20 protein-coding genes and 1 tRNA gene are annotated in these 22423 nt (G+C 65.7%); 10 read left to right on the plus strand and 11 right to left on the minus strand.

Annotation, left to right across the window (positions count from 1 at the left end; translation table 11 throughout):
- Positions 1-31 precede the first annotated feature (31 nt).
- From betA to ACIGJB_RS09155, 5 genes are all read left to right on the plus strand, one after another.
- On the plus strand, positions 32-1774 hold the full coding sequence (gene betA, locus ACIGJB_RS09135; protein WP_483729557.1) for a choline dehydrogenase: 1743 nt from the start codon (positions 32-34) through the stop codon (positions 1772-1774).
- A 210-nt stretch (positions 1775-1984) separates the two neighbouring features.
- Complete coding sequence (locus tag ACIGJB_RS09140) at positions 1985-2881, plus strand: TorF family putative porin (RefSeq protein WP_483729558.1); 897 nt, start codon at positions 1985-1987, stop codon at positions 2879-2881.
- Between the two features lie 40 nt (positions 2882-2921).
- Complete coding sequence (locus ACIGJB_RS09145; RefSeq protein WP_483729559.1) at positions 2922-3230, plus strand: CBU_0592 family membrane protein; 309 nt, start codon at positions 2922-2924, stop codon at positions 3228-3230.
- Positions 3231-3489: 259 nt separating this feature from the next.
- Positions 3490-5127: a trimethylamine N-oxide permease gene (locus tag ACIGJB_RS09150; RefSeq protein WP_483729560.1), complete on the plus strand. Its 1638-nt coding sequence runs from the start codon at positions 3490-3492 to the stop codon at positions 5125-5127.
- A gap of 79 nt (positions 5128-5206) precedes the next feature.
- Positions 5207-6160 (plus strand): PDR/VanB family oxidoreductase, encoded by a 954-nt coding sequence (locus ACIGJB_RS09155; RefSeq protein WP_483729561.1) that lies wholly within the window; start codon positions 5207-5209, stop codon positions 6158-6160.
- Between the two features lie 78 nt (positions 6161-6238).
- On the opposite strand, the gene ACIGJB_RS09160 is transcribed toward ACIGJB_RS09155, so the two are convergent.
- The 3 genes from ACIGJB_RS09160 to ACIGJB_RS09170 are packed head-to-tail and all read right to left on the minus strand — an operon-like array spanning position 6239 to position 8313.
- Positions 6239-6625 (minus strand): RidA family protein, encoded by a 387-nt coding sequence (locus ACIGJB_RS09160; protein WP_483729562.1) that lies wholly within the window; start codon positions 6623-6625, stop codon positions 6239-6241.
- Positions 6626-6671: 46 nt separating this feature from the next.
- Positions 6672-7988, minus strand: a complete 1317-nt coding sequence (locus ACIGJB_RS09165) for a HipA domain-containing protein (RefSeq protein WP_483729563.1) — start codon at positions 7986-7988, stop codon at positions 6672-6674.
- A complete protein-coding gene (locus ACIGJB_RS09170; protein WP_483729564.1) occupies positions 7981-8313 on the minus strand; it encodes a helix-turn-helix domain-containing protein in 333 nt (110 codons plus the stop codon). The genes ACIGJB_RS09165 and ACIGJB_RS09170 overlap by 8 nt, the downstream gene beginning before the upstream one ends.
- 280 nt (positions 8314-8593) lie before the next feature.
- On the opposite strand from ACIGJB_RS09170, the gene ACIGJB_RS09175 reads away from it, so the two are divergent.
- The 3 genes from ACIGJB_RS09175 (at position 8594) to ACIGJB_RS09185 (ending at position 11350) form a co-directional block, all read left to right on the plus strand.
- Positions 8594-9601 (plus strand): tripartite tricarboxylate transporter substrate binding protein, encoded by a 1008-nt coding sequence (locus ACIGJB_RS09175; protein ID WP_483729565.1) that lies wholly within the window; start codon positions 8594-8596, stop codon positions 9599-9601.
- Positions 9602-9662: 61 nt separating this feature from the next.
- Positions 9663-11210, plus strand: coding sequence for a class I adenylate-forming enzyme family protein (locus tag ACIGJB_RS09180; RefSeq protein WP_483729566.1), 1548 nt, complete (start codon positions 9663-9665; stop codon positions 11208-11210).
- Positions 11211-11273: 63 nt separating this feature from the next.
- Positions 11274-11350 (plus strand) — tRNA-Val (locus ACIGJB_RS09185).
- A 73-nt stretch (positions 11351-11423) separates the two neighbouring features.
- On the opposite strand, the gene ACIGJB_RS09190 is transcribed toward ACIGJB_RS09185, so the two are convergent.
- Complete coding sequence (locus ACIGJB_RS09190; protein WP_483729567.1) at positions 11424-12032, minus strand: cysteine hydrolase family protein; 609 nt, start codon at positions 12030-12032, stop codon at positions 11424-11426.
- A gap of 85 nt (positions 12033-12117) precedes the next feature.
- On the opposite strand from ACIGJB_RS09190, the gene ACIGJB_RS09195 reads away from it, so the two are divergent.
- The gene (locus tag ACIGJB_RS09195; protein WP_483729568.1) at positions 12118-12963 is read left to right on the plus strand and encodes a LysR family transcriptional regulator; all 846 of its coding nucleotides are present in this window, start codon (positions 12118-12120) and stop codon (positions 12961-12963) included.
- Between the two features lie 25 nt (positions 12964-12988).
- On the opposite strand, the gene ACIGJB_RS09200 is transcribed toward ACIGJB_RS09195, so the two are convergent.
- The 3 genes from ACIGJB_RS09200 to ACIGJB_RS09210 are packed head-to-tail and all read right to left on the minus strand — an operon-like array spanning position 12989 to position 16221.
- Positions 12989-14149, minus strand: coding sequence for a CaiB/BaiF CoA transferase family protein (locus ACIGJB_RS09200; protein WP_483729569.1), 1161 nt, complete (start codon positions 14147-14149; stop codon positions 12989-12991).
- Positions 14150-14190: 41 nt separating this feature from the next.
- Positions 14191-15201 (minus strand): NADPH:quinone oxidoreductase family protein, encoded by a 1011-nt coding sequence (locus tag ACIGJB_RS09205; RefSeq protein ID WP_483729570.1) that lies wholly within the window; start codon positions 15199-15201, stop codon positions 14191-14193.
- Between the two features lie 18 nt (positions 15202-15219).
- Positions 15220-16221: a Bug family tripartite tricarboxylate transporter substrate binding protein gene (locus ACIGJB_RS09210; protein ID WP_483729571.1), complete on the minus strand. Its 1002-nt coding sequence runs from the start codon at positions 16219-16221 to the stop codon at positions 15220-15222.
- A 190-nt stretch (positions 16222-16411) separates the two neighbouring features.
- Between ACIGJB_RS09210 and ACIGJB_RS09215 the strand changes: the two genes are divergently transcribed.
- Positions 16412-17311: a LysR family transcriptional regulator gene (locus ACIGJB_RS09215; RefSeq protein ID WP_483732297.1), complete on the plus strand. Its 900-nt coding sequence runs from the start codon at positions 16412-16414 to the stop codon at positions 17309-17311.
- 20 nt (positions 17312-17331) lie between these two features.
- Here the strand turns inward: ACIGJB_RS09215 and tssJ are convergent, their stop codons facing one another.
- From tssJ to tssA, 4 genes are all read right to left on the minus strand, one after another.
- A complete protein-coding gene (gene tssJ / locus ACIGJB_RS09220; RefSeq protein ID WP_483729572.1) occupies positions 17332-17877 on the minus strand; it encodes a type VI secretion system lipoprotein TssJ in 546 nt (181 codons plus the stop codon).
- Positions 17878-17935: 58 nt separating this feature from the next.
- Positions 17936-18910, minus strand: coding sequence for a type VI secretion system baseplate subunit TssG (tssG, locus tag ACIGJB_RS09225; RefSeq protein WP_483732298.1), 975 nt, complete (start codon positions 18908-18910; stop codon positions 17936-17938).
- A gap of 74 nt (positions 18911-18984) precedes the next feature.
- Positions 18985-20808, minus strand: coding sequence for a type VI secretion system baseplate subunit TssF (tssF, locus tag ACIGJB_RS09230; RefSeq protein WP_483729573.1), 1824 nt, complete (start codon positions 20806-20808; stop codon positions 18985-18987).
- The gene (tssA, locus tag ACIGJB_RS09235) at positions 20805-22415 is read right to left on the minus strand and encodes a type VI secretion system protein TssA (RefSeq protein WP_483729574.1); all 1611 of its coding nucleotides are present in this window, start codon (positions 22413-22415) and stop codon (positions 20805-20807) included. The genes tssF and tssA overlap by 4 nt, the downstream gene beginning before the upstream one ends.
- Positions 22416-22423: the final 8 nt, after the last annotated feature.

A 22423-nucleotide genomic window follows, 5' to 3' on the forward strand; every position in this document is an offset into this window, starting at 1 on the left:
CCGACATCACCCACCAGGAGGAGACAGCTCGATGAGCGCAATCCACGCAATCCACGAATACGACTACATCATCGTCGGCGCCGGGTCGGCAGGCTGCGTGCTGGCCACGCGGCTCACCGAGGATGCCGACGTGACGGTGCTGCTGCTTGAAGCCGGCGGCCCGGACTGGCGGCTCGACTGGCGCACGCAGATGCCGGCGGCGCTGGCCTACCCGCTGCAGGGCACGACCTACAACTGGGCCTACGTCACCGAGCCGGAGCCGCATATGAACGGCCGCCGCATGACCCAGGGCCGCGGCAAGGGCCTGGGCGGCTCGTCGCTGATCAACGGCATGGTCTACATCCGCGGCAATGCGATGGACTATGACGGCTGGGCGGAGAACAAGTCGCTCGAGAACTGGAGCTACGCCGACTGCCTGCCCTACTTCCGCAAGGCGGAAACCTACGACAAGGGCGCCAACGACTACCACGGCGGCAACGGCCCGCTGCACGTCACCACGCCCAAGGCCGGCATCAGCCCGCTGTTCGACGCCTTCATCGAAGCCGGCGAGCAGGCCGGCTACCCGCGCACGGACGACCTGAACGGCTACCGCCAGGAAGGCTTCGGCCCGATGGACCGCACCACCACCGCGAAGGGCCGACGCTGCAGCACGTCGCTGGCCTATCTCGACCAGGCGAAAGACCGTCCCAACCTCACCGTTCACACCCGCGCGCTGGCCGACCGCGTGCTGTTCGACGGTGCCCGCGCCACCGGCATTTCGTACCTTCAGGGCGACTACGTGCGTGAAGCGCGCGCGCGCCGCGAGGTCATCGTCAGCAACGGCGCCATCGCCTCGCCGCAGCTGCTGCTGCGCTCCGGCGTCGGCAATGCCGACGAACTGCGCGTACTCGGCATCGACCCGGTCATCGACCTGAAGGGCGTGGGCGAGAACCTGCAGGATCACCTGGAGATGTACCTCCAGTACGAATGCACCAGGCCGGTATCGCTGTACCCGTCGCTAAAGTGGTGGAACAAGCCGGGCATCGGCATCGAATGGTACCTGCGCGGCACCGGCGTGGCGGCGTCGAACCACTTCGAGGCGGGCGGCTTTATCCGCAGCAGCGACGAGTTCGACTTCCCTAACCTGCAATATCACTTCATCCCGCTGGCGATGAACTACGACGGCAGCAACCCGGTCCAGTCGCACGGCTTCCAGTGTCACGTGGGCTCGATGCGTTCGCCGAGCACCGGCTTCGTCAAGCTGGCCAGCCGCGACCCGCGCGTGAAGCCGCGCCTGCTGTTCAACTACATGGCCCACGATGTGGATTGGCGCGAGTTCCGCGCCGGCGTGCGCCTGACGCGCGAAATCATCGGCCAGAAAGCCATGGACCAGTTCCGCGGCCGCGAGATCAAGCCCGGCATGATGGTCCAGTCCGATGCCGAGATCGATGCCTTCGTGCGCGAGCACGCCGAAACCGCGCTGCATCCGTCCTGCACCTGCAAGATGGGCGACACGTCGGACCTGATGGCGGTGGTCGACAACCAGGGCCGCGTGCATGGTCTGTCGGGCCTGCGCGTGGTCGATGCGTCGATCATGCCGAAGGTCGTCACCGGCAACCTCAATGCGCCGACGATCATGATGGCCGAGAAGCTCGCCGACGTAATACGTGGACGGGCTCCCTTGCAGCGGTCGAACGCACCTTACTACAAGGCGACGCCGATGCGCGGGCAGGCGGCAAACCCGCCCGAGGCACAGGTGCGGACGGCGGCGATGCCCGTGTTCGCGCCAGCCTGACGACGGCGCGACGCCGGCGGGTGTAGACCCTAGACCCGCATCCCCTCTGACGAACGATGACACCGGGACCGATGGCCCCGGAGGACACCGCACGCCCGGAGGCAGCGTCGCGCCCCTGCGCATCGCCCCTGGCGATCCACACCCACCCATATGACAAAGGCCGGCCAGCCCCTCATGACAGGAATAAGGACCGGCCAAGGGGAGACATCGATGTTGTACAAGCGTTCTGCAGTACGCCACATGCCTTGCCTGGCCGCCGCCACCGGCGCCCTGCTGCTATGCCAGGCCATTGCGGCGCATGCCCAATCCGCTAGCGGGGAGACGACGGTCGCCGTCGCCCCCGTGCCGCAGGTCACGGCCACCGTGCCGCCGGATCAGGCCGCCGCGCCCTCGCCGCTCAGCGCCAACATGACGCTGACCTCGCAGTACGTCTCGCGCGGTTTCCGCCAGACCTGGGGCAAGCCCGCGGTGCAGGGCGGCATTGACTACGCCCACCCGAGCGGCTGGTCCGCCGGCACGTGGATGTCGACGGTCAGCGACAAGTTCATCGAAGGCGGCACCGTCGAGTGGGACCTGTACGGCGGCTACACCGGCACCATCGGCGATTTCGTCTATGCCGGCCAGATCTACTACTACCTCTACCCGGGCGCGAAGCTGCAGTCCGCGCAGACCAAGTACAACTACGGCGAAGCCGTGGCCTCGCTGACGTACAAGTGGTTCAACGTCAAGTACTGGCTGACCTATACGCCCGACTACTTCGGCTACAACAGCGCCTCCATCGGCACCGGCAACGACCTGCACAGCCGCGGCTCGGGCTACCTCGACGTCAACGGCACCTTTGACCTCGGCTACGGCGTCTCGCTGCTGCTGCACTACGGCCAGGAGCGCGTGCGCAACTTCGCCGCCTACGGTTTCCGCGACGTGCGTGTGGCGCTCTCCAAGGCCTTCGACGGCGGCTGGACGTTCACCGGCGCGTATACGCGCGGCTGGGGACGCTCGGACGTCTACGACCACTACACCACCGGCGCGCTGGATTCGTCTGGCAACCCGTCTGTCTCGAATCCGCTCAAGAACACCTTCCTGGTCTCGCTGACCAAGACGTTCTGACGCGCCCTGCTGCTTTCACCGCCTCAACCCACTCAACACCATGGCTTCCCTGGGTCTTACCGATGCAACCGGTCTTGTCGGCGTCGCCGCCTACGTTGCCGCGCACTTCGCCGTGCAGGTCCTGCACAAATCGCCAACCGGCAGGCTGGCCGTCGCGCTCAACGTCATCGGGCCGGTCTGCATCCTGGTCTCGCTCACGGATGCCTTCAACCTCGCGTCCTTCCTGACGCAGTGCTTCTGGCTTGGCCTGACACTGCTCGGCTGGTGGCGCAACCGCCGCAAAGACCGCCGCACGCCGAAGCCGGCGAGCGTGGCAACCCACGGCTCTGTCTCGCAGCACAACGCCTAGATCACTTCATCATCAGCGCCCATCGGGGAAACGATGTTTCGCGACATGGCAACCCCGGAATGACAACAGGAGACAACGATGACAACCGCCCCCACAATCACCCTCCTAAGTTTCCTGGCCGTCCCCCATATCGGCTCTCCCTGAAGAAGGTGCCCCGGACGCCGCCCCCGGCGTCCCACTCAGGCATCCACCAGCCCAGACGGCAGACCGTGTCGGAGCCCGCTCCGCGCAAACGGCAACCGGGAAACAAGGAGACAACGTGTTATCACAGAAAAATGTATTGTCGGTCGGCACAGACGCGTCGGCCGCTTCATCCGCCCCTTCGCATCAACACCACGAACTGCAGCGCACGCTGACCTGGAAGGACGCCTTCTGGGTCACCAGCGGCGTGCCCGCGGGCGTGCTCTTCACCATCGGCGGCGTATCGGCCACGATCGGCAATCCGGCGTGGGTCATCTGGATCCTCGCCATCCTGGTCGGCTTCGCGCAGAGCTTCGTCTATGCCGAAATCTCCGGCCTGTATCCGCACAAATCGGGCGGCGCGTCGGTCTATGGCGCGCTCGGCTGGGTACGCTACAGCAAGTTCGTGGCGCCGGTGTCGGTATGGTGCAACTGGATCGCGTGGTCGCCGATGCTGGCGCTGGGCACGAGTCTCGCGGCCGGCTACATGCTCAGTTGCCTGTTCCCGCCGGACTCGGTGATCAACACCTGGCAGCTCACGCTGGTCGACCTCGACTTCATCAGCAAGGGCCTGACGCTGCGGGTGAACTCGACCTTCGTGCTCGCCGCCGCTTTCCTGCTCATCACCTTCAAGCTCCAGCACAGCGGCGCCTCGTCCGCGGCGACCACGCAGCGCATCCTGGGCATTGCGTCGCTGACACCGCTGGTGGTGATCGCGCTGGTGCCGGTGTTCACGGGCGACATGCCGTCGACGAGCTTCATGCCCCTGCTGCCGCTGACCCATGACGCATCCGGCGCCGCCGTGCTCGGCAGCTGGAATGCGGCCGGCATCAGCACCGCGATGGGCGCGATGTTCCTCGCCTGCTGGTCGACCTTCGGCTTCGAAACCGCGGTCTGCTACACCCGCGAGTTCAAGGACCCGCAGAAGGACACCTTCCGTGCGATCTTCTGGTCGGGCGTGCTGTGCCTGTTCATGTTCATCGCAGTGCCCATCGCGTTCCAGGGTTCGCTCGGCCTGCACGGCATGCTGGAGCCGACCATCGTCGACGGCACCGGCGTGGGCGCGGCCATGGCGAAGTTCGTCGGCGGCGGCGCGGTGGTGTTCAACGTGATCGTGGTGATGCTGGTGCTGGCGATCCTGCTGATCGTGATGACCTCGATGATGGGTTCGTCGCGTACGCTGTACCAGGCGTCGGTCGACGGCTGGCTGCCGCGCTACCTCTCGCACGTCAACGAGCACGGCTCGCCGACCCGCGCCATGTGGACTGACCTGGTGTTCAACCTCTTCCTGCTGCTGATGTCGAACTACATGGCAGTGCTGTCCATCTCGAACGTCTGCTACATGATCTTCGTGTTCCTGAACCTGCAGTCGGGATGGATTCACCGCCTGGACCGCGCCGAATGGCCGCGCCCGTACAAGTGCAAGAACTGGCTGCTGGCGCTGGGGGCGATCTGCGGCTTCTTCGACCTGGCCTTTGTCGGCGCCGGCGCCAACTTCCAGGGCGAGAACACGCTGCGCAACGGCCTGATCGCCACCTTCCTGATCGTGCCGGTGTTCGTGTACCGCCATTACGTGCAGGACAAGGGCCGCTTCCCCGAGTCGATGCGCCGCGACATGGAACTTCCCCATGCCCGCGCCGCGTGGCTGCCCTATGCCGCCCTGGCCGCCGGCGCGCTGGTGGTCTGGCTGGCTGCGAAGCTGACGGTCATCAGCTGATCCAGGCCCGACGCCCTCTGTCAACGAGGGCCGGCAGCCCGCCGGTCCTCCCCCCTACTTGCATTCCCAAGGTTCCGAAATGAACGAAACCCTCCGCGTGCGCGTCGACCGCATCGAGCAGCTTGCCGCCGGCATCAAGCGTTTCACCCTGCAGCCGTGCGACGGCGCCGCGCTGCCCGCGTTCGACAGCGGCAGCCACATCGTCGTCCACATGGACAACGGGCGCTACCGCAACGCCTATTCCCTGACCAGCGCGCTCGATGACGGCAGCCGCTACCAGATCAGCGTCCGGCTCGAGGAAGCCTCGCGCGGCGGCTCCCGCTTCCTGCACGAGACCGTGCGCGAGCACGACGAACTGGAGATCGGCCGCCCCGGCAACCTGTTCGGCCTGCACCAGGGTGCCGGCAAGCACCTGCTGATAGCCGGCGGCATCGGTATAACGCCGTTCATGACGCATATCCAGACGCTGCAGCACCAGGGCGCTGCATTCGAGCTGCACTACTGCTTCCGCAACCGCACCAGCGCCGCGTTTCTCGATTCGCTGCCAACCGCGCTGACGCCGGGCCAATGGCATCTGTATGAGAGCGACACCGGCAAGCTGCTCGACATCGCTGCACTGATTGCCGCCCAGCCCGCCGATACCCACGTCTACGTCTGCGGTCCGTCCGTGCTCAACGACGCCGTCGTCAACGCTGCCCGGGCTGCCGGCTGGGACGCTTCGCGCATTCACTTCGAGCAGTTCCGCAACGAGGTCGACGCGACGGGCGGAGCCTTCGAGGTGACGCTGCGCAAGAGCGGACTGACGCTGCAGGTCGGCGCCGACGACACGCTCCTGCGCGTGATCGAGAAGGCCGGCGTCAAGGTCGAATGCATGTGTCGCGAAGGGATCTGCGGAACCTGCGAAACGGCCATCGTCGAGGGTGAGGCGGACCACCGCGACAACTACCTCTCCGACGAGGAAAAGGCCGCGCAGAAAACGATCATGCTGTGCGTTTCCCGGGCCAAGGCGCAGCGCCTGGTCCTGGACCTCTGATCGGGGCGCGAGCGGCTTGTGCACCCCGGCAGCAGTCGCTGCCGGGGTGCAAGTCTCGATCCATGACCTCGATCCCGTTCACGGAGAATCAGGGTTAAAGGCAATAGCCTCAACTTCTATCTTGGTGCCTGCCATATTCCTGCCCTGCAATGTCGAACGTGCCGGCTTGCCTCCCGGAAAGAACTCGCCGTAGATGCGATTGAATCCCTCGAAGTCGCTCGGGTCTTCGAGCCACACCGTTGTCTTGACGACGTCGTTGAGCGTGCAACCTGCCAGTGCCAGAACACTGGCAACGTTGTGCAAGGTCTGGCGCGTTTGTACTTCAATCCCGCCGACGACAAGAGTACCGTCTTCCACCCTTGCCACTTGCCCGGATACATAGACAAAGTCACCGGCCTTCGTCGCCAGCGAGCGCGGTAGCATTCGTGTTGCGGGATTGTTTTCTGCAAAGTAGTCAATCGTCATGTTCGGCACCTTGTGAAGAGCTCCAAACAATCATATGCCGCAACCTTCACCGCGACAGCGCTCTCAACATGTCGCCGATCACCGTGAAGCGAATCACCCGCAAGCAGGCCAGTTCACCAGCCAGCCCGCCACGCAGTGCCGGATCCCTCGCTGCCATGGCGGCGTTTTCCTGTTCCGCCTGCGCATAGAGCCCTTCGACGGCGGGCCCGATGCCCTTCAGCATGACATCGAGGCGACGCTCCGCGGTCGCCGCCGCCAGCCCCATCACGCGTCCGGCCTCAAGCACCAGCGCACGCGAAAAGTCGCCATAGAATTCGACGCCCAGCACCGGCCACGCAAACCGGTGTCCGTCCGGCCAGCCAGTCTTGTCGTAAGTGAGCGTACCGTACGCCGCTTCGCTCAGCAGGTCATAGAACGGCGCCAGCGCAATGCCCTCGCCGGAAACCAGAAAGCTCAGGTTCTTCAGATGCGCGTCGGAATTGCCAGTCAGGATATTGAAGACCAGCCAGTCGAACAGCCGTGCCCGCGCCATTGCCGGCGCACGGCATAGCGCGGCCAGCTCCGCGAGCCTTTCGACGCTGCCCTGGTCGTACTTGAACGCGCGCGAGAGGTTCAGCAACTGGCATGCGTCGATGGCGTGCAGCCGCCGCCAGCCCTGCGGAAGATGGCGACGGTCGAAGCGATCGACCAGGTAGACGGGGGACGGCACATACCGCCGGTGCACGGCCGGCACGTCGAGCTTCAGCCGGGCGGCCAGTGACATCACGAACCACTCGTTCGCGACCGAGTGCGGATAGAACGTGTTTTCCTGATGCGTCGGCTTGAGGATATGCGTCGATGGCGTGTCCGCACCGGGTTCATACAGCTGGCCATCTTGCAGCACTACCGCCAGCTTGTGCTGGGCGCCCGCCAGCGACATGCGTTTGAGCGCATCGTGCGTCAGCGGAACGCTCGGCAGATTGCGGATGCGCGCATCGAGTTCGGCGTCCGGCAACGGGCGCAGCGCCGGCGCCTGCTGCAAGGACTTGCCTGGCGGCAGCAACGTCAGCGAGCCGGCCGATTCCGCGCCATACCACGCCAGCAAGGCGAAGGCGTCCGCTTCGTTACGGATGCCTGCGTCACGGGCCAGCAAGACGCGCTGGCCCTCTTCGGGCAGCAGATTGTCGAAGTACCACTGGACCGGACGCACGCTGCTGCCGTCGATTTGCCGACCGGTCTGCAATGGCAGCACCGGGCTCAGGGGAAAGCCTTGCGGATCCTCCAGCCAGCCGGAGGTGTATTCGAATGACCAGACGTCCTGCTCATCGCGCAGCGTGCCCACCGGCGCGCCGTTGATGCTCGCCACCAGTACACGATCAGCCATGCCCGTCCTTTGCTGCAGCCTCCGTTTCCGCCGAAGCCCGGCGCCGGCGGCTGCGGGCCTGGCGATGCCGCAGCTTGTCGCGCTCGGCGTCGACCAGCGGGAAAGCGGCCTCCGGCACGTCCACCACGATGCGGATGCCCAATCCGCTCAGCACCTGGAACAACTTGCCCCACTGGATCCCCTCAGCGCCGTTTTCGACGCGGACCATAAAGTTCTCGCTGACGCCGATCGCGCCAGCGGCGTCGTCTTGTCGCATGCCGTGTGCCTTCCGGGAGGCACGTACGACAGCACCGATGTCGGCGGCACCGCCAAGCTGGAATTGCATAAGAATCTCCTTGATTGCAAAGATTTTAGGTTGCCGCGCCGGCAGAAGCAAGAAATCTCCCTGATCACAGAGATTGCGCTTGATCGAACGAATTCAACACAAAAATCTCCCTAATCACGAAGATTTCGGATAAGCAACGCGTTGCAGAAGCCTGCCTTTGCCATTTCGGAATTCCCCTGTTCGCGCGCGCGATTTAAGGTTTCCCCACATAAGTGTCCCAGCCGCCACGCGAGAGGATGCTCCGGCACCAGCCGGCACAAAAACACCGAAGGAGACAGCGATGAACACGTTTTCGCGCGCCGGCACGCGGCGCCGCGCCTGGTTGCTGGCAACCGGCCTGGCTTTCGCCGCGGCCGCCACGCTTGGCCACGCCGGCCTGGCCAAGGCAGAAACCTGGCCTTCCCGTCCGATCCAACTGCTGATTCCCTATCCGCCCGGCGGCAGCGCCGACCTGCTCGCGCGCCCGGTGGCCGCGCGCCTCCAGGAGCGCCTGGGGCAGCCCGTGGTGCTCGACTACCGCCCCGGCGCCGGCGGCACCATCGCCACGCAGATGCTGGCGCGCGCCAAACCCGACGGCAACACGCTGATCATGGTGCTGGCCGCACATGCGATCAATGCCAGCCTGTATCCGAAGCTGCCGTATGACACGCGCAAGGATTTCGCGCCGGTTTCGCTGGTAGCCAACCTGCCGATGATCCTGGCCGGCAGCAGTTCGCTGCGTGCCAACACGGTGCCGGAGCTGATTGCCGAAGCCAAGGCGTCGCCGGGCAAACTCACGTTTGCCTCGGCCGGCAACGGCAACACGGGGCACCTTGCGGGCGAACTGTTCGATTCGGTGACCGGCATCAAGATGACCCACGTGCCGTACAAAGGCAGCGCACAGGTCGTGACGGCGATGCTGTCGGGCGAAGTCCAGCTTACCTTCGACAGCATCTCGACCACGCTGCCGCACGTGCGCGCCGGCAAGGTGCGCGCGCTTGCGGTGACCGGGGCGAAGCGCGCGGCCATCGCGCCCGATGTGCCGACGCTGGCCGAGGCTGGCGTGCCGGGCATCAACATCACCGGCTGGTATGCCGTGCTGGCACCGGCCGGCACGCCGGCTCCGGTGGTCGACCGCCTCAGCCGCGAGATTGCGACGGTATTGAAGGAGCCGGAGCTAAAGGCCAATCTCGCCTCCAATGGCTATGAACCGGTGGGCTCGACGCCTGACGCGCTGCGCACGCACATCGACGCCGAGATCACGCGCTGGAGCAAGGTCGTGAAGGACTCCGGCGCCCAGGTGCAGTAAGCTCTCCGAACTGAATTCCCTCATCGCCGGTGGAAGAACAACTTCCACCGGCCTGCCTGCCATGACCGACACCTCCCCGATGCAACGCCCTTTCACCAGCATGTCCACGCTTGTGCGCGGCCACGCTGCGAGCCATCCCGCGCATGCCGCCCTTGTGCAGGGCGAGCAATCGATGTCTTATGGCGAACTCGATGCCATCATGACCCGCATCGGCGCCGCGCTCCAGCGCGACGGCGTGCAGCCCGGCGGCGCGATCTCGATCTGCGCGACCTCTTCTATCGAATATGCCGCGGTGTATCTCGGCGCTATCCGTGCCGGCGTAGTCGTCGCACCGCTCGCGCCCTCTTCCACTGCGCAAAGCCTGGCCGACATGGTGGCCGATGCGGGGGCCGGCATCTTGTTCGTCGATGCCGCGGTAGCCGCCGCCCTGCAGCCCGTGCTGCCGCAGCTTGGCGCCACGCGCATCGTGACGCTGGACAACAGCGCCGCGGGCCAGCCTTTCCAGGCCTGGCTGGCACCGGCGGGAGCGCCATTCACGGAGCCGGAAGTATGGCCGGAACTGCCGCTCAACATCATCTATTCGTCCGGTACGACGGGCATGCCCAAGGGCATCGTCCAGTCGCACGGCATGCGCTGGGCGCACGTGTCACGCGGCGCGATGACGGGGTACGGCACCGACGCCATCACGCTGCTCTCCACGCCACTCTATTCAAACACCACGCTTGCAAGCTTCTTTCCGACGATCGGCCTGGGCGGCACGGCCGTGCTGATGCCGAAGTTCGACGCCGGCAAGTACCTGGAACTGGCCCAGCGGCATCGCGCCACGCACACCATGCTCGTGCCGGTGCAATACCAGCGCCTGATGGCCCACCCGGACTTCGACAAGTACGACCTGTCGAGCTTCCGGCGCAAGTTCTGCACGAGCGCGCCGTTCAGCGCCGCCCTCAAGGCTGAAGTGCTGCGCCGCTGGCCTGGCAAGCTGATGGAGCTGTATGGCATGACCGAAGGCGGTGGCGGCTGCATGCTGGCCGCCGACGAGTTCCCCGACAAGCTGCACACGGTCGGACGTCCGGCAACGGGCGCGGACGTGCGCATCATCGACGAAGACGGCAAGGAACTGCCGCCTGGCAGCACCGGCGAAGTCGTCGGCCGCTCGGGTGCGATGATGAACGGCTACCACAACCTGCCGGCCAAGTCGGCCGAGGTGGAATGGCATGACGCCGAGGGCAACCGCTTTATCCGCACGGGCGATATCGGCCGCTTCGACGAAGACGGCTTCCTGGTGCTGATGGACCGCATGAAAGACGTGATCATCTCGGGCGGCTTCAACATCTACCCGAGCGATATCGAGGCCGTGGTGCGCACGCATGACGCGGTGCTGGATGTCTCCGTGGTCGGCGTGCCGTCGGAGCGCTGGGGCGAGACGCCGGTCGGCTTTATCGCGCTGCGCGAGGGGCACGGCGACACGGCGCAAACGGTGCTCGACTGGGCCAACGAACGCCTTGGCAAGACCCAGCGGCTGAGCGCGCTGCATGTCGTCGACAGCCTGCCCCGCAGCGCCATCGGCAAGGTGCTCAAGCGCGAGCTGCGGGACCGCATCACCGGTTAAATAAAAACATTTCCGAAACACTTGCACCGCCGCGAAGGCATCTCTATAATCTGCGGCTTCGCTAGGCTCGTAGCTCAGCTGGTTAGAGCACCACCTTGACATGGTGGGGGTCGTTGGTTCGAGTCCAATCGAGCCTACCAACGCACAACGCAAACACGGACGGTCGCCACTTCGGCACCGTCCGTTTTTGTTTTGTGGCTCGCCTTTACGGAATCAAGCTTTCCAGGCCGATACGTCCGGCACCACCGTCGCAAAGCGGTCATGCAAGGCCGCCAGCGTGGCACGGTGCAATTGCGCCGCGCCAAGCGGCTCGCCACCGAGCGGATCGGGCAAGTCGCGCGTGGCACAGGCATTGGCCACCAGCGTGACGCGATAGCCATGATCGAGCGCCGAACGCACCGTCGCGCTGATGCACATGTGGGTCTGGAATCCGGCCACGATCAGTTCCTTGCGGCCCAACTGCGCAAGCCGCGCGGCCAGGTCCGTGCCGGCAAAGCTGTTCGGCAGGTGCTTGACCACAGTGTGCTCCTCCGCCTGCGGCGTGAGTCCTTCGATGAACGACACATAGGGTCCCGCCGGATCGAAGGCGCCCCTGCCCTTGCCGTGATGCATGACGTGGATCACCGGCGTACCGTGCTGCCGCGCCAGCGCCAACAGGTCGGCGCAAGCGGCCACGGCCTCCGGCATCCCGACCAGCGGCAGCACGCCGTCGGTGTATTCGCGCTGGTGATCCACCAGGATCAGCACGGCGTCCTCCCAGGCAGACGGCTTGCGGCTGGCGCCGACGGCATCGAGCAGCGTAACGGGGGTAGTAGCAGACATCGCGGATTCTCCGGTTGAGTGAGTTGTGCAGGCATCGTAGACCACGCTATGCTGTGCGCCAATTACCCACTCACACACAGCCGCTGTGCAAAAACGTACAGTCTCGTGGGACGACCTGCTGACCTTGTCCACGCTGATTCGCGCCGGCAGCTACTCCGCCTGCGCGCGCGAGCTCGATATCACGCATGCCACGGCCATCCGGCGCATTCGACGACTGGAAACCGCGTTGGGCAAGCCCGTTGCCACACGCGCCGAAGGCGCCTTCGAACTGACCTCGGCGGGCCGCAACGCGCTGACGGCGGCGCGGCAGATGGAGCAATCGGCCAACCGCCTGATGCGCGAGCTTGAGGGTACGGGTAGCGGCACGTCCGGCGTGGTGCGCGTGGCCGCGACGGCCGCGCTGGGCAGCCATTTCCTGATTCCGCGCCTGCCGGGGCTGTACGCGGCCAATCCCGACATCGTTGTCCGCCTCGAACTCGATGACCGCCGGGCCAGCCTGGCGCGGCGGCATGCGCATCTCGCCGTGCGGCTTGCACGACCGCAGGAAGACGATATCGTGGCGCAGCGCGTCGGCACGGTGCGGTTCGGACTCTATGGCTCGGCCACCATTCAGATGGACGACAGCACGCCGCTATGCGCGCTGCTCGATGAAGGCTATGGCATTCCCGAGGCCACCTGGCCGCATGGCGCGAAGCGCCGCATCGCCTTTCACTCCAACAACCTGCTGGCGGTGCGTGAGGCCGTGCGTGCGGGCCTCGGGACCGCCTTGCTGCCGCACTATGTCGCCCACGGCGATGCGGGGTTGCGGCTGCTGCGCGAAGTGCCCGAGGTCATGCGCGAGATCTGGCTGGCCTACCCCACCGAATTCCGTGGGGCGTCGCGCTTCCGGCCGGTGATCGAATGGCTGGCCGATACGCTGTCCCAGTGCTGACGACAGCCCCCTCAGCCCTGGCCCGTCAGGCAACAAGCCCGAACTCGGCAAGCACCGACGCCGTGTGCTGCCCTAGCAGCGGAGCCGGGCCATGCGGCCGCGCGGTGCCCGCCAGGCCAGGCAGGTTCGCCCACGGCAACTGGCCCAGCCCTGCCTGTTCCACATTGCCGAACACGCCCGCCTGCGCGCAATGTTCGCTCCCGAGCATCTCGCGCGGATGCCCGACGCGTCCGAACAACACATCGTTTTCGGTAAAGACCGACTCCCAGTACGACAGCGGCTGGCCTAACAGCGCGGCGGCCAGACGCTGGCACAGTTCGGCCGCGCGCGGCAGGCGGCCCGCGCTGGTGCGCAGGCTTGAATCGGCGAGCCAGTCGTCGAAACCGAGCACAGTAGCCAGCCTCACGAACATGGCGTCGTTGAGCATGCTCACATAGAGCGCACCATCCGCGGCCTGGAACAAGCCCGTGGGTGCGTTGGCGGCGGCCATCTCGGCGTCCGGGAACATGGCATCGTCGAGCATCAGGTAGGACTGCAATGCCGCGCTCGCCTCCAGCAACGACATCTTCACGTGGCGCCCCTTGCCGCCGCGCCCCGCGCGGAACAGCGCCGCCGACGCATGCTGCGCCGCGTACAGGCCCGTGCTCAGGTCCACCAGGAAAAAGCCAATGCGGCGCGGCTGGCCGGCCGCGTCACGATTCACGTGCATCAGGCCGCTGAAGGCCTGGATGGTGGTATCGACGGCTGGCAACGCGGCCAGCGGACCGTCCTGCCCGTAGCCACTGATCGAGACGTAGACTAGCGCCGGGTTGTGCGCGGCCAGCGCCTCATAGCCCACGCCCATGCGCTCGGCCACGCCGGGGCGATAGTTCTGGATGACCACGTCGGCCTGCTCGGCCAACTTGCGCAGTGCGACTTTGCCTGCTTCGATGCGCGTATCGAGCACCACGCTTTCCTTGCCGGCGTTGTACGCAATGGCGATCGCCGTCATCCCTTCGCGCGCGCGGCCCATCTGGCGGCCCCAGTCTCCGGCGGGCGGCTCGACCTTGATCACGCGCGCGCCCTGCTGGCGCAGGATCAGGCCGCAGTACGGGCCGGCAATGCCCTGGCTCAGGTCCAGCACGGTGAGGCCGGCGAGCATCGGCTCGTCATCCGGCGCGGAGGTTGCCGCGGGGGCTTTGTTCATGTCGGTCTCCCGTTTATCTTTTCGCTGCTTGTGCCGTCGCATCAGGGCATGTCGAGCATGACCTTGCCGATCGCGCGGCGCGACATGGTGGTGTCGACGGCTTCGAGCCACTGGTGCAGGCCGAAGTGCTGCAGCACCGGCTTCGGCATCTCGCCTTGCGCCACGGCCTGCATGATCCTGCCCACCACCTCCTGCACTTGTGGCGCGAACCGGCTGCGCTCATCCGTCAGGCCCCAGCCGATGTAGTAGCCGTAGTTGAAGCCGATCATCGACAGGTTCTTGACCAGCAGCAGGTTGGCGGGCACCTCGGGAATCCGCCCGCTCGCGTAGCCGATCGACAGCAGGCGCGCGCCAGGTGCCGCGCAACGCAACGAGGCATCGAAGAGATCGCCGCCGACCGGGTCGAACACCACATCGACGCCTGCTGGCGGGCACAGCGCCTTGACTTCGGCTGCCAGCGACTGCGGATCGGATGGCAACGCATGGGCGGCGCCATTGCGCACGGCAGCTTCGCGCTTGGCGTCGGTGCTGGCCGTGGCGATGACACGCGCGCCCATCAGGCGGCCCACGTGCACCGCTGCCGTCCCGAGCGAGCCGCTCGCGCCGTGCACGAGCATGGTGTCCCCCGGCTGGAGCGCGGCGCGCCACGCGAGCGCGGCCCAGACGGTGCCATAGGTGATGGGCAATGCCGCGGCGCTGGCCAGGTCCAGTTCATCGGGCACCGGGTACACGGTATCGGCAGTGGTCACCACTTCCTGCGCGAACCCGCCCCAGTCCAGCGCGGCGGCCACGCGCTGGCCGGGCCGCAGGCGCGTCACGTCGGGCGCCACTTCGATGATCTCCCCCGCGGCCTCCGTGCCCGGCGTGAACGGCAGCGGCGGCTTGCGCTGGTATTTGCCTGATACGAACAGGCTCAGCGCAAAGCCCACGCCCGCGTGCCGCACGCGGATGCGAACCTGGCCAGGCGCCAGGGGGCGCCGTTCGATACGCTGCAGTTCCAGCTCGCTCCAGTGACACCAGCGGGAGCACACCAGTCCAAGGTAATCGCTCATTCCGTGCTCAAGCCTCCCTCATTCCATCGCGATGCCGACATCGCGAATGATGCGGCTCCATTTCTCCTGGTCACTCTTCATGACCGCGGCAAACGCTTCCGGCGAATTGCCGACCGGCACCAGGTTCAGGTCCTTCATGCGCTTCGACACCTCCGGCATCCGCACGATGCGCGCGACCTCGCGCGACAGCGCATCCACACGCGCCTTGGGCACGCCTGCCGGGAACATCAGGCCCATCCACGCATCGGGCTCGAAGCCCTTGTAGCCGGCCTCGCGGAACGTCGGCACGTTGGGCAGCAGCGCCGAACGCTCGGCGCCAGCCAGCGCGATGGGGATGATCTTGCCGCTTTGCAACAGCGACATGGCTGTGCCGACCGGCACCAGCCCGATCTTCACATGCCCTGCGGCCAGATCCGTGACCAGCGGCGCGCCACCCTTGTATGCCACATGGGTCATGTCCAGCCCGGCCTCCCGCTTGAAGAGTTCGCCAAGAATGTGGCCGGTAGTGCCGGCCCCATAGGAGCCATATGGATACTTGCCCGGATTGGCCTTCACGAGTGCCACCACATCTTTCAGCGTGCGCGCCGGGAAATCCGACCACACCGCCAGCACGGTGTAGGAAACGGCCACCTCGCTCACCGGCGCAAAATCGGCGATCGGGTCATAGCCGATGCGCTGGTACAGCGACGGGTTCTGTACGTGCGCGGTGAACGTCAGCAGCACGGTATAGCCGTCCTTGTCCGCGCGGGCGACATACTTGGTGCCCGTGGTAGTGCCCGCGCCGGGCTTGTTCTCGACGATCACGGGCTGGCCCCAGGTCTTCGTCAACTCCTGTCCGATCAGCCTTGCCACGGCATCGTTGACGTTGCCGGCCACGGACGGGACCACGATCGTCAGTGGCCGCGATGGATACGCGTCGGTGTCTGCAGCCATGGCGGCGGTTGCCGCCACGGCACTCAGCATGATGCCCAGCAAGGCGGCACGCAGGCGCGCGCCGCGTGCGGCGGATTGGTTCTGCATTGGCTTGTCTCCTGTGTATGGCGCCTGATCTTCTTGTGCATCGACTGTCAGCGCCTTGGCCGCAGTCTATGGCAGCCGTCGGGCTCGCGCGATTCCCGCCAGTACCGACGCGATTCCCGGCAGGAATGGCCCGCCAACGGCTGCTATACAATGCCCCGACCGACTCTTGCGCCCTCTCCAAACCAACGCGATGCGATTCGAGGACCTGGAAGCCTTCCTGGTAGTGACCCAGCATGCCAACCTGCACCGCGCCGCCACCGCGCTGGGCGTGACGCAGTCCGGCCTGTCCAAGACACTAGCGCGGCTGGAGGCGGAGGCCGGCATGCCGCTGTTCGAGCGCGCCCCGCGCGGGCTCGTGCTGACGAGCGTGGGCAAGACCGTGCATGCGCATGCGCGGCGGATCTCGCTGGCCGCCAGCGACATGCGGCAGGAACTGGCCGAGCAGCGCGTGGCCAAATCCGGCACGGTGCGAATCGGGGCCATCCCGTACCTGGTGCCTTCGTTGCTCTCGCCGTTGCTGGCGCAGTTCTTTGTGAGCCGGCCGCTGGCCGTGTTTTCGATCGAGACCCACCTGAGCGCCCGCTTGCTGGCGGTGCTGCAGAACGGCGACGTCGACCTGATCCTGGCCGCGCGCCCCACCATCGTTCCCGAAGAGGTATGTGGATTGCCGCTAGGCCCGCTGACGATGCAGATCGTGGCGCGCAGCGAGCACCCACGCCGAGCGCGGTTCCACACGCTGGCGGACCTGACTGAAGAACGCTGGGCCGTGCCCGCGAGTTCGCTCTACCTGCGGCAATGGCTTGAGGAACGCTTCACGGCCGTGGGCCTGCCGCCGCCGCGCGTTGCCGTGGAAAGCACGGCATCGCCGGTTGCATTCGGCGAATTGCTGCGCCATTCGGACCTGCTCGGCATCATGCCGCCACGCATCCTCAAGCAGGCAGAAGGGCAAGGGCTTGAGGCCATCGAAGGCCCCGGCATGGCCTGGCAGCACGAGCTGGAGATCTTCTGGCGTGCAGAGGGCTATCTGTCGCCGATATGCCAGGATTTTCGGGATGCGGTAGTGGCGTGGTGCGAGCGGGCGGATATTTGAAGTCTACGTGTGACCTGGATTCAACTCTGCTGAGGAGCCGTCCGCTTGATGGACTCCGACCCGCCCAGTTCGAGCTTGTTGTCCCGGACTTCAATCTTCATCGGGTCTGTCTTCTTCCACTGCGCTTTCGGGATCGCGAGTTTCCACACGGCATCCTTTCCGGCTTCCCGAAACAACGCGACCACACCGACATACTCGGTGTCATTCTTCATGGGCTCGCTGATGCTCACCGCAGTGCCCGGCCGGAGCACCACATCCTTGACCGCCAACAGGTCTGGCTTCAGCAGTTCGAGGTCGGCGGCCTGAAGCTGTTCATAGCTGAGCTGTTCAAAGGCCTGCGCGTTCTTCAGCTGATAGAACCTGACCACCGTCGACAACGATCGTCCGCCGCCGTTTGGATTCAACGACGACCGGCTGACGAGGTCGAGATTCATGGTCTTGACCTGGGTTGTAAAAGCCCATTTTGCCGCCTCCACCGTGCTGTCCTTCACCGCCTGCCCCACGCCGCAACCGGCTACAAGGGTGGCAAGCAGCAGTGCGGCGCCGTGCTGAAGCTGTCGCCTCATCGTCTTTATCCTCAACGTTAATCCGGTTATTGTTTTGCAGGCTCGCACCTGCGTGCAGCTATTGCGAGCTGCGCCCATTCCAGATGCCGAGTTGCACGCGCGTTATTTTCTCTAAGTCGCTTCCCGCGTCATTGGCGTCTGTTTTCGCACGGCGTGCGAGTTGCGTGGTGTACCCCAGGCTTACCTGGTCCGAGTTCAAGGCCGGAACTGGCATCAGCGCCGGCCTCACCTGCATCTCCAGATGCGCATGCGCGGCATAGCCGAGATAGAAGCACAGCAGCGCCATCACTTCCCGGTGCATGGCCCGGCCCTGCATCAGGTCCAGAACTGATTCGCGCGTCTGCGGCGTGATCACCACGCGCACGGCATTCGCGCGATCGTAGAAACCACGTCCCAGCACACAGTTCTCGCCGAGCGGCATACGCCCGCTGGCATCGAGCCGCACCCACACGGGGTGGAATTCCTCCACCGCGACGTGCGCATCCGGCACAGCGTGCCGAAGCACGCCGGCCAATCCTTCCGCAGTACGCGTGCGCTGGCTGGCGAGGCCAAGCATCGACAGCAACTTGCGCGGATCGACGGTCTGCTGGACTCGATCCTGCTCACCGAAGCCCAGCCCCAACAGTCCTAGCAGATAGCGCGAAACCTCATCCTGCCCGCCCGGCCGGAAGCCCACCGGATAGCGATACTTGCGCGCGACGCGGTAGAACTGCGTGACGATGCGGTGATGGAACAGATCGAGGAAAGCCGCCAGCGGCTCCGCGCCATCGCGGCGCTGTGCAATCTCGTCCACGAAGTAGGACGGCATGCGTGCGTCGACGCCATACAAGCCGAGGAAAGTCGTCCGAACCACGGGGGGCATAGCGGGGAAGTCACTGTCGCGCTCAACCGATTGAATCTCGCGCCCAGGAAAACCCAATCCCCCTTGCGAGCGAAAACGCACCGGTTCGTTGGCCGGGGAATCGGTCGTGCCAAGCGGCGGGCGGTGCGGCGCGGACAGCTCGATCAGCTCGCAGAATCGGAAGAAGTTCATCTGTGGCGCGGCGGCGAGCAACGCCGGCAACAAGGCGCCTGCCTGCGGGGATGGCGTGGTCAGATCCGGCGCGTTCAAAACGGCGCTCCGTCTGCCTTGGTATCGGGCCATGTCAAACGCTTCCCTTCTGGTTGCGACACGATCACCAACCGGGTATAGAGATTCACCGCGGCGTACAGCGACAGGAAGCGATTGAGCATGTCTCCAAACAGTTCTACGTCGCCCGCGCCCGCAAAGCGGCTACTGTCCAGCGTCACCTCGATTTCCACGCCGCGCAGCAATCCGCCCTTGACGAGCTTCTGCAGCGGCCGGTGCCGCACGTCCGAGATGGCATCGATACGCCTGCGGTTCAGTTCCCCGTCGGTCCAGTCATACAGCGCCAGGCTGCCGCGCAAGACCTCGGCGTCGAGCAATGAAAGATAATTCGGCGCCAGGTGCGACAGCACGCGCCAGTGGAAGCGGTCGCCGGTGGGCGGATAGACCGGCAGGGTCGGTGCGGTCAGGTTGCGCACTGCGCCGATCTTGGCAAAGCCTCCGCGCATGCGGGTGATGCCAGCTTCGCGCAGGCCCTTGCGCGGCAGCATGCCGTTGGTGCCGGTGACCGACAGCGACAGCGTCTCTTCGGGCAGCGACTGCTGCTGGTCCCAGGCGTGGCCGCCTAGCACGACCCACGTGTCGAACCGGCCCGATGGACCGCGGCGCACGCGGGTGTGGAAATAGCGCTCAGGCATCTCGTGGCGCAGCATGCCGCCCCGGTGGCGGAAGGCGGCAAACGGCGCGTACTCGAAACGCCTGCCGTTGCCGGCCTCGAAGCCCCGCACGGTGTCAACCGAATAGGCCTCTACGTGCCGCCCGTGCCGCTCCATTGCCCGCACACGGTATTCGGTCTCGAAGTGGGTAACGGTGATCGGGTCCGCTTCGAGTTGGAAAAGATTGATGATCGGTGTGCAGAAGAGCCGCACATTCTCGGCCGAGAAACGCATGTCGTCCGGAAACGGCCTGGCCAGAACCACTTCTACGTCGAAATGCGCCGCGTCTTGCGGAATGGCGTCCATGTCGAGCCCCACCAGGTCGACAAACATGAACTTCTCGGGGAAGGTGAAATACTCCAGCAGCAGCTGATAGCCGCCAAAAGCGTTGTCGGGCTTCGGCCATAAGCGCTCCTCGGCTGCGAATCCCGCAGGCTCAAGGTGCAGATCCGCCATCGGCCGAGGCGTGCCGGGCCGGTCGGCAGGGTAACCTGGGACGCGCACCTGCACGGCCAGCGGCTTGGCGGTGAGCGCCGCATAGAGCGCCAGTGCCAGAGGACGGTCCGCATGGAGGTAGATGCGCAGACGCGGCACGGCCCACGGCTCGCGGCGCCCTTGTGTTTGCAGCGCAAGTCGCAGCCGGATCACGGAACGGCCATCCTCGCGCGCGTAGGCATTGGCCTCGGTCAGCCGCAACGGGTACAGGTCGACCGCTTGCGTGGTCCGGTAGATGCACTCGACACTGTCGCCACCGTCGCCCGGCCGGGGGCCCAATGCAATCGGATCGGACGTGACTTCCAGCCCTGCTGGCAGCGTCTCGTGCCGCTGCAGCGACGCGCCGTCCGGGATCAATTCAAGGATCGACAGCGATGGAATCATGCGCAGGTAATGCGGCCACAGCATGCTGACCAGCCCTTCGGTCAGTTCCGGCAGTTCGTCGTCGAGCTTATGGCGCAGCCGCCCCATCAGGAAGGCGAAGCCCTCGAACAATCGCTCTACGTGGGGATCGCGCTCACCGATGCGGTCGATATTGAGCATCCGCGCGCGGTCCGGAAAGGCCTGGGCAAACTCCTTGCCGGCCTCTCGCAGGTAGCGCATTTCTGCCTCGTAGTAGCGCAGGATCTCGTTGTCTTGGGTGGGATGGTTCATAAGGCAGATAGTTGGCTCGCCATCTGGACGAGCGCCACGGCGCGGGCCGGGTCAATGGCGGTGAGTTCGCCTGCCAGGGTGTCGATGCGCTGAGCCAGCGCCATCTTGTCCGTATCCTTGCGGGTCATGCGCATCTTCAGCAGTCGCAGTTGGTGCTGCTTGGCTTCGAATGCGAGCGCCGGCTCCCACGCGGACAGTTGATAGCGCCGGGCGGACTGGTCGAGGGCAGACAGCAGATGCAAGGCCGTATCCGTCCGGCCAGACCGCTCGGCGACACGCGCCATCACAAGTTGCCGGACGTAGCGGTCGCGCTCGCCGTCCTGGACCGGCAAGGCTTGCAGCCACGCCAGGGCGGCTTCAAGGCTTTGCTGAGCGGCGAGATCCCTTGCCTGGGCTTCGGTCTCCGCCCAGTCCGTGCTGGCGGATGCAACCGAAACCGGCGCCATGGCCTCGCCGCGTTCGACATCGCGAACGGTGGCGTAACGCGCAATCCACTGGAGCGTGGCGTCATCCGCGAACGGTGTGCCATCCGTGAAGGCCAGTTGCTCGAGACCAGGCAAGCGTTCGAGCATCAGCGCACAGTCGGTCGCCAGCAAATCACGCACACGGGTGTACTCGCCGCCCGCCTGGTCCTGCGCGGTGAAGGCGTAGTACTGCAAGTCCAGCCAGAAGTGGTTAGCCCCTTCGGCGAAGGCCTGCTCGACGCGGTCAAGCAGTTCCGGCCATTGCCTTTGCAGCAGCAGGCGCTTCAGCTGGGCGCGCAATTCGGCGCGCGGCGCCGCTAGCCGGGTCTTGCCGCTCGCCTCATGCGGCGGCACGTCGGTCAGCGTATCCCAGCGCACGCAACGCATCAGGCGGTAGGCGCAGAGATAGCCTTGAGGCTGTTCGCGCAGGAAGAACGCCATCTGCCGCGCGCGGTCCAGCAGATCGCGCACAGACGCCACCTCGCCGGCTGCGGGCAGGGACGATGACGGCGGGAGTGGGTAAGGTCTTGTTGGTTCACCCGAGCCCGGGCTAACTGTGGCCGACGGGGACTCGAGCCGGGCTTCGAAGCGGCGGAAAAGTCCATCCAGTGCCGGGCGTGCCGTCTCCGGCCACTGCGCGGTGCGCTCCAGGATCAGCGCGAGCGCCGACAAGGTGCGCTCGAGCGGCGCATCGGTGAGGTTTTGCACCCGGTCGAGCCGGTCGGTGAAGGTCGCCCCGGCCAGCCATTCGAGCGCGGCCTTGCGGCTCTCGGCACGGGCGGGCAGCAGCTGCGGGCCAAAGCGGTCGATCAGTGCGGAGAGCAACTCGAAGCCATCGGCGATGCCTTCGGCACCATCGCGGCGCATGCGGCCATAGACATAGTAGACGGCCAGCCGCACGTCCTTCGCGTTCGCCTTCAGCAGGCGCTCGGCGGCCTCGACGATCAAGGTATCGTTGATCCCCGAAAGCTTCGCTACCTCCTCCTTGATCGCGAGGAAGTCGTCGTCGTAGCGGGGATCGTCGCCGACCGGAGCATCCGGGCGGATCGGTTGCAGCCATGCCTCCCAGCGGGCCTGGGTGGAGCGGGCCAGGTCCGCGGGGGCGCGGGAACCGAAGAGCGCATTGAGGAGGTTATTGAACATGGTGTTTT

The sequence above is a fragment of the Cupriavidus sp. C2SS-8b genome, from assembly GCF_057073745.1.